Annotated in this window: 14 protein-coding genes and 2 pseudogenes; 7 read left to right on the top strand and 9 right to left on the bottom strand. The window is 34.8% G+C overall.

The window, feature by feature from the left end; all coding sequences use genetic code 11:
* Nucleotides 1–55 precede the first annotated feature (55 nt).
* Nucleotides 56–625, bottom strand: coding sequence for a flavin reductase family protein (locus tag MTN95_RS19120; RefSeq protein WP_248339693.1), 570 nt, complete (start codon nucleotides 623–625; stop codon nucleotides 56–58).
* A 549-nt stretch (nucleotides 626–1,174) separates the two neighbouring features.
* Entirely contained in the window at nucleotides 1,175–2,023 is an 849-nt protein-coding gene (locus tag MTN95_RS19115) for a MerR family transcriptional regulator (RefSeq protein ID WP_105955129.1), read from the bottom strand.
* Between the two features lie 469 nt (nucleotides 2,024–2,492).
* On the opposite strand from MTN95_RS19115, the gene MTN95_RS19110 reads away from it, so the two are divergent.
* Entirely contained in the window at nucleotides 2,493–3,383 is an 891-nt protein-coding gene (locus MTN95_RS19110; RefSeq protein ID WP_105955131.1) for a DMT family transporter, read from the top strand.
* 469 nt (nucleotides 3,384–3,852) lie between these two features.
* Here the strand turns inward: MTN95_RS19110 and MTN95_RS19105 are convergent, their stop codons facing one another.
* The 3 genes from MTN95_RS19105 to MTN95_RS19095 are packed head-to-tail and all read right to left on the bottom strand — an operon-like array spanning nucleotide 3,853 to nucleotide 5,490.
* Complete coding sequence (locus MTN95_RS19105; RefSeq protein WP_248339692.1) at nucleotides 3,853–4,470, bottom strand: FMN-binding negative transcriptional regulator; 618 nt, start codon at nucleotides 4,468–4,470, stop codon at nucleotides 3,853–3,855.
* Nucleotides 4,471–4,493: 23 nt separating this feature from the next.
* Nucleotides 4,494–5,012 (bottom strand): spermidine/spermine N(1)-acetyltransferase, encoded by a 519-nt coding sequence (paiA, locus tag MTN95_RS19100; RefSeq protein WP_105955134.1) that lies wholly within the window; start codon nucleotides 5,010–5,012, stop codon nucleotides 4,494–4,496.
* A 25-nt stretch (nucleotides 5,013–5,037) separates the two neighbouring features.
* Entirely contained in the window at nucleotides 5,038–5,490 is a 453-nt protein-coding gene (locus MTN95_RS19095; protein ID WP_044161669.1) for a MarR family winged helix-turn-helix transcriptional regulator, read from the bottom strand.
* Nucleotides 5,491–5,604: 114 nt separating this feature from the next.
* On the opposite strand from MTN95_RS19095, the gene MTN95_RS19090 reads away from it, so the two are divergent.
* From MTN95_RS19090 to MTN95_RS19080, 3 genes and pseudogenes are all read left to right on the top strand, one after another.
* Nucleotides 5,605–6,249, top strand: a complete 645-nt coding sequence (locus tag MTN95_RS19090; RefSeq protein WP_202853906.1) for a YczE/YyaS/YitT family protein — start codon at nucleotides 5,605–5,607, stop codon at nucleotides 6,247–6,249.
* Between the two features lie 208 nt (nucleotides 6,250–6,457).
* Nucleotides 6,458–6,568: pseudogene (locus MTN95_RS19085) on the top strand (hypothetical protein); the annotation flags it as partial.
* A gap of 19 nt (nucleotides 6,569–6,587) precedes the next feature.
* Entirely contained in the window at nucleotides 6,588–7,289 is a 702-nt protein-coding gene (locus MTN95_RS19080) for a hypothetical protein (RefSeq protein ID WP_248339691.1), read from the top strand.
* A gap of 210 nt (nucleotides 7,290–7,499) precedes the next feature.
* Here the strand turns inward: MTN95_RS19080 and MTN95_RS19075 are convergent, their stop codons facing one another.
* From MTN95_RS19075 to MTN95_RS19060, 4 genes and pseudogenes are all read right to left on the bottom strand, one after another.
* Complete coding sequence (locus tag MTN95_RS19075; protein ID WP_248339689.1) at nucleotides 7,500–8,093, bottom strand: YdeI/OmpD-associated family protein; 594 nt, start codon at nucleotides 8,091–8,093, stop codon at nucleotides 7,500–7,502.
* Nucleotides 8,094–8,636: 543 nt separating this feature from the next.
* A complete protein-coding gene (locus tag MTN95_RS19070) occupies nucleotides 8,637–9,110 on the bottom strand; it encodes a hypothetical protein (RefSeq protein ID WP_248339687.1) in 474 nt (157 codons plus the stop codon).
* Nucleotides 9,111–9,379: 269 nt separating this feature from the next.
* Complete coding sequence (locus MTN95_RS19065; RefSeq protein WP_105955138.1) at nucleotides 9,380–9,757, bottom strand: hypothetical protein; 378 nt, start codon at nucleotides 9,755–9,757, stop codon at nucleotides 9,380–9,382.
* A gap of 175 nt (nucleotides 9,758–9,932) precedes the next feature.
* Nucleotides 9,933–10,169: pseudogene (locus MTN95_RS19060) on the bottom strand (tetratricopeptide repeat protein); the annotation flags it as partial.
* A gap of 88 nt (nucleotides 10,170–10,257) precedes the next feature.
* Here MTN95_RS19060 and MTN95_RS19055 point away from each other — a divergent pair.
* The 3 genes from MTN95_RS19055 to MTN95_RS19045 all read left to right on the top strand — a co-directional run bounded on the left by MTN95_RS19055 (nucleotide 10,258) and on the right by MTN95_RS19045 (nucleotide 11,789).
* Nucleotides 10,258–10,641 (top strand): VOC family protein, encoded by a 384-nt coding sequence (locus tag MTN95_RS19055; protein ID WP_105955139.1) that lies wholly within the window; start codon nucleotides 10,258–10,260, stop codon nucleotides 10,639–10,641.
* A gap of 128 nt (nucleotides 10,642–10,769) precedes the next feature.
* On the top strand, nucleotides 10,770–11,108 hold the full coding sequence (locus MTN95_RS19050; protein ID WP_227598948.1) for an MmcQ/YjbR family DNA-binding protein: 339 nt from the start codon (nucleotides 10,770–10,772) through the stop codon (nucleotides 11,106–11,108).
* A gap of 219 nt (nucleotides 11,109–11,327) precedes the next feature.
* Nucleotides 11,328–11,789: a CarD family transcriptional regulator gene (locus MTN95_RS19045; RefSeq protein ID WP_105991449.1), complete on the top strand. Its 462-nt coding sequence runs from the start codon at nucleotides 11,328–11,330 to the stop codon at nucleotides 11,787–11,789.
* The last annotated feature ends 839 nt before the right edge of the window (nucleotides 11,790–12,628 follow it).

Here is a 12,628-nt window from a genome sequence, read left to right as displayed (position 1 = left end):
TGGTGTTATGAGCATGTATGCCACGTAACAATAAAGGTGGAGAAACCTGAGTGTTTCAATCAGTTTTGGAATCAAATGCGTGCTGACGTTCCTCTGCTTTACTATTTAATATTCGGTAGCTGGACTTTCCAATATGAAGCGGAATATCCAACTTTTCTAAATTTGGCATTCCATTTCTTAAGAAAAGCTCTTTATCTTGATATCTCTGTAAAACTTCTCCCACAATCCACTCTTGATCGCCCAAAGTGGACATACTGTGTACTTTACACTCATAAGCAAAATACGCATCAGTTAAAATCGGTATCTCAGTTTTTAATCCTTCTTCGGATTGAATATTAAATTCTTCAAACTTATTGATATCTCTGCCACTATGGGTGCCTAATGCTTGAATTAATTCCGAACATCTCCCTGGAAGAAAATTCACACCGAAAACACCACTTTTCTCAATCATTTTGTACGTATATGTCTCTTTGTTTACTGATATCCCATACATTCCTGGAGAAGATCCGATATACGTATGCCACCCGGAAGCCATTGCGTTTTTTTCACCTTCATATTGAGCCGTAACTACAGCTACCATTCCAGGGTAGGCGTACCAAATTGGTTCATCTATCGGTGCTCTCATATTCATCGCTCCTTTTTTTAGATTCATTTTTTATTAGGATTTGAGATACGATAAAACGTGTTTCAACGTAAAGCTAAAGCAGCACGTACAGCTCTAATATGATTCACTGCATTGTTATGAGGAATCTATCTTCCTTCACTATAGCCAGTAGCGATAATAATGAATCAACCCATAACAAAGCAGTATCTCCATCGTATGTTTCGTTTAAGGATTCAAAAGGAGCAAGTTCTGCACCGCAATCGCCGCAAGAACGTAATACGATATCAGGCCCTGTGCTTTTGAATTGGCAGATCGAGCTTGCTTTAATAAAACACTCCTATCAACAATCCCCTTCTCTTTTTCAAGGCTAGGTACTTCTTCAAATGGACCTTTCATTTTAAGATGCAAGCCAGTTTAATAAATGGGCTCCCAGTACATGACGATTGGTTTCCGCCTTGCCATTGCGTCACGAGTAACCGAAGCATCTTGTCATCTTATACATCCTCCCTTTCAAATATTCATAAGAAGATGCACAAATCATAAACCCTATAGCAACTATAGGGTCAAGGATTAGTTATTTTTTAGCACTCTTAATTCTGTAAGGAAGTTTTCTTCTCTTAATGAGTGAAAGTCGATTGGAAGAGAAACTTGATATACTTTTCCATCTGTTTGGATGCCATGAGATTCAATATATTGATAAAGCTTACGATAATATTCATCATAATTTTTTGCAGACCAATCAAATGCGATACATACATATTCACCGGACGGGATCGTGTCTAGCGTTATGTTTTTTTCTCCTATGTCTATCTCTTTTCCATTTCGAACAGTCGTATAAATACTGTTACAATAAATGTCACGAGAATCCTTATAGGGCTTGAAAGCATAAATGAATCCATAATAGTTATCTACTACATCTCCTATTTTTTCTACAACATCAGCCAGCTTTCTGTAATACAAATCTGATTGATGATGAGGATTAACTTGAGGCGTCTCCACTTTTATTATTGTTTGTTCATCTATATAACGAAAATAAACGAAACCTTCGTCTTTTTTATTGCATATGTCTACTTGTTCATTAAGCTGATTCCTTCTTCTATGAAGTAATTGCCGGGCACGTTTAAGTTTTTCCATTTCTTGCACAATCATGTTTTCTTGCTCCTCAAGAAAGTGTTGCATATGTTCAGGGGTACAAGTATTCGAGCTGAAACGCTTGATTTCTTCCAGAGGTGTTCTAATATATTTTAGATACTTGATAATATCTAAATAAAAGAACTGTTTCACATGGTAATATCGATAGCCACTATCCTGATCTGTATAATGAGGCTTGAAAACTCCGATCCTATCATAATAGCGCAATGTTTGAATTGAGATGTTATTGAGACGGGCTGTTTCTCCAATTGTAAAATACTCCTTCATCCATTATCATCCTTTCTATCTGTTAGCTCTTCAGAAATTCTTTCATTTACCTATTCACAAATACGGCTTAAATCCTAAACTGAGTAAATAGAAATCCCTAAAATCTGCTGAAGACGAGTTTTATACCAAACTGTTATAAATGAATACATGTATGAAAGGAGTAACATTCTTATTCTCTATAAAAAACAAGCGTTGAAGTCACAATTAATATAAAACATTTATAATGTTTCATGTATAATCTATCTAGAACCAACTTTTTCGCAATATCAAAACTTTTAAAAAATTAATATAAATAGGGGGATTAACATGCTACTCTCAAATACAAATCTATACACTTGGAAGCCATTTTCTACTTCACCGCCACCGCCGTTTACTCCAGCTGTTGAATCAGCAGTGAATAAGCTTATATTTAAAACAGATTAAGAATCTGCGAAATATAAGCTGTTTCGCAGATTCGAAGGAGTAGACAATGAAATCTAAGATTCAGTTTATATTATCAATGATCATTTTCGGCACAATGGGTTTAGTTGTAAGATACATTGATTTATCTTCGAGTGAAACAGCTTTACTAAGCAGTTCAATTGGATGTCTATTTTTAATAGTTGTGTTTATGATGATGAAGAAAACCATTCCGTGGAAATTAGTCAAAGCAAATGCTTACATCTTATTTCTTTCTGGTATTGCATTAGGAGGGAATTGGATCTTTCTTTATCAATCGTACGATCATACAACACTTACTAATGCAACACTAGGGTATTACTTTGCACCTGTGTTTGTCATGATTCTCTCACCATTTGTCCTTAAGGAACAATTATCTGTCAAAAAAATGGTTTGTATTGGTGTAGCGATCATAGGCATGTTATTGATTGTTGGAAATGGCATAAATGCATCTGGAACAGACGATCTGCTTGGGATCTTTTTTGGATTAGTTGCGGCTGCATTTTACGCTGCATTGATGTTACTAAATAAATTTATACACCGCATGGGCAGGCTGGAGATTACAATCATCCAACTTGGATTAACAGCATTGCTGCTCTTGCCATATGTGTTTTTCACCGAAGGATTCGGTATCTTTGGAGTATCTGGATCATCCGTTCCTTTTATCATCATTTTAGGGATTGTAAACACTGGAATTGGATTTTGGTTATTTTTCTCGGGGATGCAAAAATTAAAAGGACAAAGTATTGCTATGTTAAGCTATGTAGACCCATTTGTAGCTATATTAATTTCTGCCATTATCCTGCAAGAACAAATGACCATTGTTCAAATGCTAGGTGGTGCACTCCTTTTAGGCTCAACATTTGTTAGCGAGAATAAATCAATCACATTTTCCAAAACGATTAAAGAAAATATCAGCTAAGTAACGCACAAAACAGTGGGGAGCATTTGTTCCCCACTGTTTTGTTTCTTTTGTTTGCAACTTGACCTAAACTAACCTGACGATTACTGTCATTACTAGTGTCACTTGTTTAACCTTTCGAAATATTAAAAGAAGCTGCTATGCGTAAAGTGCATAAAAAAATAATACCAAAGGCAGTTAAACCCTTGGTATCATTAGGATGCGGCCGAGATGACTTGAACCTTCACGGGTTATTCACTAACAAGCCCTCATTCTGAAAGCTTATTTTCATTACACTCCGTATATTCATTTTCCGTCATTTCTATAAGTTTTTATGAATTGTGATTAGAAAACCGAAAGAGCCACGCCAGAAGCCTCTGCTAAAAACAACAAGTGTTCCTTGAACTTTCACAAGAAGGCTCTGCAGAATCAAACATTTGAGCAGTACCACGCATTCATCCCAAGTTCGCTAATAAAAGCGGACTGATATTTAATCTTTTAATCTCTTTTCCATCAGTTCTGCCATTTGTTTCGAATTTGGATTTCCTTCATGTCGTAATTGATCAATGATATTCATATAATCCTTTTCATTTCGGTTCTGACTTAATTTATATGAAGCCTGAATCTCTCCCACCTTCATCTTAAATCCGACAATACCTTTCAGCTGACTTTCTAAGAGCTGAGGAGAAAGCTTATCCCATAAAACTGGATTCTTGCGGTGTTTTTCGTATTTTTGCAGTAACATTGTCAGGTCATGTTTTAACTCTTCTTCGTTCAAAATGCTGGCTGTACCGTATACATGTACGGCTTGATAGTTCCATGTTGGGACATTTTCCTTTTCATACCAAGAGGAAGAGATATAAGCGTGCGGTCCCTGAAACATAACAAGCACATCTTCACAGGTTTCAAATGTTCTCCACTGAGGATTTCCATAAGCAATATGCCCCGTTATATAGTAAGTATCTCCCTCTTTCATTAACTGCAATGGCAAATGAGTTGCAATTGGTTTCCCTTGTGCTGTTGTGACAATTGTGCCAAATGAGTTGTTTTGAACAAAGTCCCAAATGTCATCTACATTTGTCACCTTATAGTATTTTGGAATATACATATAAACCCGCCTTTCATAAAAAGTTATACGAGTGTTTTGATCATGATAAAGTCTATTTGTTCTTCATCACCCATATAAAAAGAGTGAGCTCCAGTTTGAACAAACCCCATTTTCTCATAAAAAGCAATAGCATTTTCATTTTTTTCCCATACGCCTAGCCAGATTTTCTTTTTATTAGATTCCAGCGCAATCTCCACAGCTTTATTGAACAGATATTTACCAAGGCCATGTTTTTGAAATTTGTTCTTGATATAAATCCTCTCGATTTCTAGTGATTCATCACCCATTTCTTCAGACTGAGCCTCATTGGTATTGACCTTTAAATATCCAGCGACTTCATGATTAAAATAAACAAAAAAGAATTGTGAAGAGATATTAGATAATTCCTTTTCCAGCTGTTTAGAATGAAACGCACTTTCCAAATAAGCTTTCATATTTTCAGGTGAATTCTGGTCTTTGAATGTATCATTGAATGTTTCAATACTTATTTCTTGGAGTATTTTTAAATCTTCATGGCTGCACTTTTTTAGTTTTACACTCATGCTCATATATGCTCCTTTTATAAAATTAATAATCTCTCTTGTTCCCTTTTTTTACATACTCCCAGTCAACTTCTACATTTTTTCTCATTCTTTGAAGAAGGTGAAAAATGGTTTCTGCTTCTTTTTCAGAAAATCCTGCTAATGCGACACTATTCGAATGATCATTTTCTCTTTTTATAACGGGAAACACATCTTTCCCTTTTTCGGTTGGAAAGAGTTTTTTTATCTTTTTGTTATGTTCATCATCCATCTTTTCAATAAAACCATTTATTTCGAGTTTTTTTATTGCACGAGCTGCGGTTGTTCGGTCTACTTTAATCATTTCAGCTAACTTTTCTTGAATGATTCCTGGGTTTTCACATATTCGGACAAGGTACAAATACTGCCCTTTTGTGAGGTTATATTCTTTAAATTCTATATTGCTTATCGAATCTAATGCCCTGGCAATCATTCCGATTTCGCGAAGAATTTCCTTCATCATGACCTCCTTAGTGCATATCTTTGTTGCAAATACAACAAAAATGACCTATATTGAATATAACGTAGCTTTGTTGTATTTGCAATAAAAATAACGAAAAAGAGGTCGAGTAAAGTGAAATATACTTTTTATGTAGTAGGAATTTTCATTTTAACTCTTGGTATTTCCTTCACTATCCAATCAGACCTTGGAACTTCACCCTTTGATGCAGTTGTGGTAGGACTGTCTAAAAATGTGGGGCTTACAGTGGGAAGCTGGGAAATCATAATAGCGTTCATATTGATATGCTGTAATTCAATTTTAAATAGACAAAGACCGGAAGTTTTGGGGATGTTAACAGCATTTATAACGGGGATTGGGATTGATATGTGGCTTTTTTTATTGCACAATTTGCTAACACCTGACCTATGGTTCAGCAAAGTGATTTGTTTTGGAACCGGCTTAGTCGTTATAGGATTAGGAACTGCAACCTATTTGCACACAAATTTTGCACCAATTCCAGTTGACAGATTAACATTAATCATAAAAGACTTAACTAGAACAAATATCTTTTTTTCGAGAACATTCATTTACCTTTTATTCTTGATAGTAGCAATCATTTTAAATGGACCAATTGGCGTCGGGACTTTATTAACCGTTTGTTTAGGAGGAATAATCCTTAATGCCTTTATGCCATTTACTGAACAAATATTAGACCGCATATTCACACACTCTAGTACATCATCACATGATGACAAAGATAAAAAGCATTCAATATAGTCTGCTTCATGTAAAGGGACAGTGTTGACACAAATATGATAGGTGATTCCTCATGAATCCACCCGTATACAGTGTGGCCATCATTTAAAAGCTGTCTAGATTTATTCGATTGAGCTAACATTCGTTACCACTCCTTAAACAATTTTTTCGAACTTTCATATCTATTCCATGGTAATATTTAGATATAACTAACTGAAAGGATTGGACAATGATGGTATTTGAAGCTAAGACTTTGTTTACTGAAGCTGAAAAACGAAAAAAAGATGATAAAAAACTGAAAAATCAACTGATTAAGCTAAGAAAAGCATGTAAGGCTGTTGATGGTGAGGAATGAAATAATGAAGAAACTGAGAAATATTTTTTATTGCAATGTTGTCCTGATGCTGCTCGTCTTATTGCTCGTTGGATGTATGGGCGGTAAGGAAGAAACATCAAATAATGATTCTGCATTACAATCTGAAAAAAATAATAATGAGACTGAAGATAGCAACCAAATAGCTAAGGACGAATCAGAGGCAACAACAGGATCAGAAGAATCCGTAACAAAGAATTCAAATGAAAATGCTTCAACAGAATCCTCAGCGGATGAATCAAAAGAAACCTCTTCAGAAGGACAAAAAAACGAGGCGAACAGCGAAAAAGACAATGTATTGGCGGAATATTCTTCTGAGAAAATCGAATATGCCAGAGTTTGGTTGCAGCTTGGAGCAAATCAAGAGATAGATGAATTGAATGTTCGACATATTTCGGCTGGCGAACCAATTAACCCGAATGATGACACCAGTGCTGGCTATCCGGAAGATGTTATCCAGTTAGCAGGCTCTCGTTTAGTGGATGGATCTGTAACTTATAGCGGTAATGGCGATGGCACGATTAAAGTATACAATGTTCCTTTACGCTGGGATTCCTCTGATGATTTAAGTAAAGGCGTAATGCGGGAAGTGACTGAGAATATAATAAAAAATACAAAAACAGTGTACGTTGATACAGGAGACAGTGAAAAAATCAAGCGCCTCATTGACATAATGGCTGTTCATTAATCAGTAATCGTTTTATTCAAACGAAAATGCCAAATAAAATAAGGGACGGTTCTTTCATACATTGAACCGCCCCTCTGTATTTTATTCTGACACAAGAAATACCAAGGGACTCAAAATTCTTGGTATCACGGTTGCCTTCATCCTTCAATGCTTCTTGCATGACAGATTCATAGAAATCTCACTTAGCAAAATGCCTTCCTGACGAATATCCTAATCCTTTAATCCCTTTCCATCGAGAATTTTCTTCATATATTTTTCAACCCTTGACTCTCGAGTTTTGGATTGTTTGGCTTGAGAAAAATAAAGAATGTATGCTCTTTGCCGTCCCGGGGTCAATGCTTCAAAAGCCGTTTTCAAGGCAGGGATTTCATCGAATTTATGCTGAAGTTCTTCTGGAATGATGTATTCCGTATTCTTTTTAACATTCACTTCCAAACCGGCTTTTTCAACTTCAATGGCTTCATCAATATAGGTTTTCAAGATGGGTTCCATTTCAGCTATTTCCTGAACATTGGTGAACCGAATCTGGCGAGCCGCCTGTACATTCTCCGTTTGTTGGATGAGAATCCCATGAGGATCCTGTAACAAGGCGCCTTTGTGAAACAGAAGCGCACAATATTCTTTAAATCCATGTATTAAAACGACGTTTTTTTTATGAAACGTATAACAAGGATGCATCCACTTAAATTCTTCAGTCAGCTCACAGTCAAGAACGATATTTCTCAACCGCTCATATTCTTCTTTCCACTTTTCAGCTTTACTTAAAAATTCATCAACCTTAGGATTCGTTCTGCTATTTGTCATCAGGACCCCCTCTTTTCCAAACAGTATGCTTTTTCATCACGTTAGCTTCACCGGTTTGATCGTACTTTCCTCTAACAATTTTTTAGGCTCTTCACCCATTTAGATATCACGCTCTTGATTTTTCTTCATCCCCTTCCCCTTAATTGGTATTTTGACATCACGGTATTTGTTTTATTCTCCTATCAGCAATGATATAGGTTCCGTCTTTATATGTATTTTATAGATTAAGCTTAAGACGAAGTTTATGCAACAATAAAAAAAGACTCTGACAAGCTATTATAACAACGACAATAAATGTTTATGTTTCCCCAACAAACAAAGAGAAACTGCTGACCGTTTAAATGACTTACAGGTTAGGTAAGTCCGGCAGTAGACAATTTCAAAACAAGCACAAAAAATACCAAGGCAGTCAAAGCCCTTGGTATCATGTTTGCTTTGGAACAACCATCAGTTAAGGTGATAAATTAAGATGAAACAAGAAAAAAGCAAACGCTTTTACTTGATTTAATAATATTTTTCTATTCCTATGAGAGTATTTTAACTTTATCCTAAACTTAAAATTCTTTTTATTACATTAGGAATAACAAATGACCGTTTGATTTCTTTATTTACTTGAATAATGTCTTTTTGTGTTTTCCCATTCTCTTCCCAAGTAACTTCTACTGTATAATCATTATTCGTATTTGGTGGATCTCCCATTATCGCTACTGCTATTTTTTTAGAATTCTTAGGTTCATCTGTTGCGTCACCTGATGCCTCAACAACACCATTTTCTTTAAACACAACCTCTTTTATTGAAAACTCAGAATCCCTTTTCCATGTAATATGAACCGCCCATAAGTCTTGCCTTGCAAGATCTATGTCTTTTTCAGGAGAATAGATAACACTCCATTTTTCATCTTTTGAATTACCCTTCAATATAGGAGGTTGGTGGGTGCCAGCATAAATAAACCATGCTAAAAAAACAAGCAGTACAACAGAAAAAATCATTGCTAAAATAAACCTACTTTTTTTCATTTTTAACTCCAATCTTTCTATGTAATAAATAGGATGTAAACTTATTATATTCTAATATGAATAATACATAGTAATATTAGGATATAAACTCATTCAAAAGATTGGACATGAAGGGATTTGAAGCAGAATCTTTGTTTATATGAAGCTTAAAATCGAGCAAAAGATTATAAAGAAGCTTTTATCACGATCATGTTGGTGTCACTGATAAATGGGAAGGCCTCTTTCCTCAACATTAGGGATAAAGCTTTTCAATAAAAGCAACTATTCTATTAAGATTTAACCTCTTTATTCCTATCAATTAATAAGGTTACTACAACACTAATTATGCTGACTAACGTTCCTAAAACAGAAACAAGAATTGTCAAAAAGCCATTGGGAATAAGAAATCCAATTGGAATCATCCCCAGAAAAGTTAAAACGATAAAACATTGATATACTCCAGATATTATTCTTACAACCATGTTGCCAAAAAAGGACATGGCTAATGGAGGGATGAATAAAAATACAACTATCCCAATTGATATCATTAAGATCATAGGCTCATCAAATGAAATGACATTATCTCCAGGGGAATCTTTAGCAGCCACTAGTATAACAACTATAGACATCATCAGTGTAAGTAAAACCAGAAAAAACCTTTTTAACATCGTTATGACTCCTTTTTTTATAAATGTGCCTGTAAACGGGTATTCTGCCTTTTTCCATTTCATAACCATTTTATATTATTCAATGAAAAAATATGCAGTCAAAACGCAGCTATCAATAATATTTATCACCACTTACTATTAATACATAAATTTACATATTAGTAAATAAACACTTTATATTCATATGTGACATTGCAATGCTTTACGTTTTTCTTTACAGCTTCCAAAGAATTCAAAAATTGTTCCTAGGCTCTTTCATATTCTAAAGAATCGATCAGGTTTCCTGCTACAATAAATTGACAATGTATAGTTTGGACAGTTTCTTACACTCCAAAATGTTGAGTGCACGATTTGCATCATTCATGGAGAAATACGTTTGTTTCATATAATATACATAAGACACTTTGAAAAAGTCGAAACAGGACTTCTGACAAATGTGTGGGTTGTTTTGCTTGCAGCCAATATCATGCGTCATAAATATCAAAGGAGGCAAAAACAGTATGAAAATCATTGTTACCAGTATATTCGTACAAGACCAAGACAAGGCACTGGAGTTTTATACAGAAAAGCTGGGGTTTGTAAAAAAGGAAGACGTTCCTATGGGGAAATTCAGGTGGATAACACTTGTTTCTCAAGATGATCAAGATGGAACCGAGCTTTTACTCGAACCGAATGAACATCCTGCCGCTAAGGAGTATCAAAAGAAGATATTCGCCGAGGGCTTCCCAGCAACAATGTTTGGCGTTACAGATATTCAAAAAGAGTACACACAATTAATGGAAAAAGGCGTGAAGTTCACTATGGAGCCGACAAAAATGGGAGAAGTCACAATAGCTGTCTTCGACGATACATGCGGCAACCTCATTCAAATCATACAGAAGTAGGCATGAAGTTCTTATATTAACACCTAATAGTCAAAACGATTAAAACAGATTTTACTTTGATATATAATGATCTAGGAATCATTGGCTCATTTATCTATACTCATAAATTATAATGGCGGTGGCTTATTATGACTCTGAATGAAATAATTGATTACTGCCTGTCTTATCCAGACACCTATAAAGACTATCCTTTTGGTGAAGGATGGACTGTGATGCGTCACAAAGGTAATAAAAAGTTGTTTGCGCTTATCTTTCATCTAGATGGTCATCTATGCATCAATCTTAAATGCGAACCTGAGCGCGCCAATTTTCTGCGCAGCATCTATAAGGAAGTGAAACCCGGTTATCATATGAATAAAGACCACTGGAATACCATTATTTTAGATGGTGCCCTCTCGAAAGAAACTCTAGGTGATATGGTGCAACATAGTTTCGAATTGACAAAGCCGAAGAAGTCTCATAGCTAAAATGAAAAACTGATCTATGTTAATTAGTCGAGTTACACGGACCAATTGACCTTTCCTTTATTGGAAATCATACACGTTCCGTATTGTATTTGCTTGATCTGATTTATTGAAAAAAGTTATTGACAACAAAAATATTATCATGTTATTATTAAATATTTTGATTATCCACCTCCATGTATGGTAAGCTTAAGAAGGTTACCATATACGGAGGTGGATGATATGTTTCAAATTGGCGATAACATTGTTTATCCAATGCACGGAGCAGGTATAATTGAAGCCATAGAAGAAAAAGAATTCTTAGAGGAAAAACAACAGTATTATGTCATAAAAATGTCAATCAGTAATATGAAAGTTATGATTCCAACGCGTAAAATATCGAGTTCAAGTATACGACCAGTTACTGATATACTTGCATTAAAACACATTATACACATTTTTCAGCATGGAGAATCAGATAGGTTACTGCCGTGGAAACAAAGGTATAAAGTAAACACGAACAAAATAAAAACGGGTGAAATACAAGACGGCGCTGAAGTTGTACGTGATTTAATGCGTATGAAGAAAGAAAAAGCACTTAATGCAAGCGAAAAAAAAATGTTGGATCATGCATATGAATTTTTGATCAGTGAACTGGAAGTAATTAAAGGAATTACTGAAAATCAAATAAAAAGTTTCTGTTAAGGTTAATATTACACCCTGAAAACATTCTGAATTTTTCGTTAGTATGACAATTAAAAGTAAATCATTTCAAAGACGTTCAACTTTTTCAACTTACTTTTATAACATTAACCTCTTTTGTTATTCCTACAATCGAATCCATTTTTATTATTTAAATTTCTTCAACGAACATTTGAAGTTTATCAAATAGTCACTTGATTTTAGTACCTGATTCACACTGGCACGGACAAGGAGCCGTAAGGATGAAAGAGAGGTAGGGCTTTCATTGTTTTAGGTATATCTAAGTGATTATTTCCAGAAAAAAATCAATCAATCTCCCCTCTATCTTTAAGAATTTCTTATATCCACTGCGACAGTCAATAGTAATTGTTTATCTTCTTTTCATAAAAGAAATACACGAGTTGGTAACATCTAAATATATGGTCAACGATAAAAAATGATTTATAATTCATTTAACATAATAAGAGCCAACGCAAGAATTAAGTAACGAGTTAAAGAAGCCTGCTTCTAATAAGAATCAGTCTTATGAAAAAATTGAAGTTGGGGAAATTCTTGTAGATGAACCAGCTGTTAATTTAACAATACATAAAAATTGTTGAATGAACGAAGAAAAGGATGATTTTTTACGAAAAGGGATGATCCTTTTTGTTTGCTGCTGGTAATGAATTTAAAAAGGGGGTGTAGGAATTATCATGGATTACTTTTAAAATAAAAATAACGCCAACTAGGAATCGGTACTGCGTTTAGTGTAACGCTTTTGGCGGATGGCATACGATACATTTATGTTGGCCATTTTTTGAATTTCGTAGATATTTTTTGTTTCCTCGCTACATAGTATTGGT

This window comes from Bacillus sp. 2CMS4F (genome assembly GCF_023161785.1).
Taxonomy (GTDB): Bacteria; Bacillota; Bacilli; order Bacillales; family Bacillaceae; genus Bacillus; species Bacillus halotolerans.
Note: the sequence above shows the minus strand (reverse complement) of the source record. Positions and strands in the feature narration are given on the sequence as shown.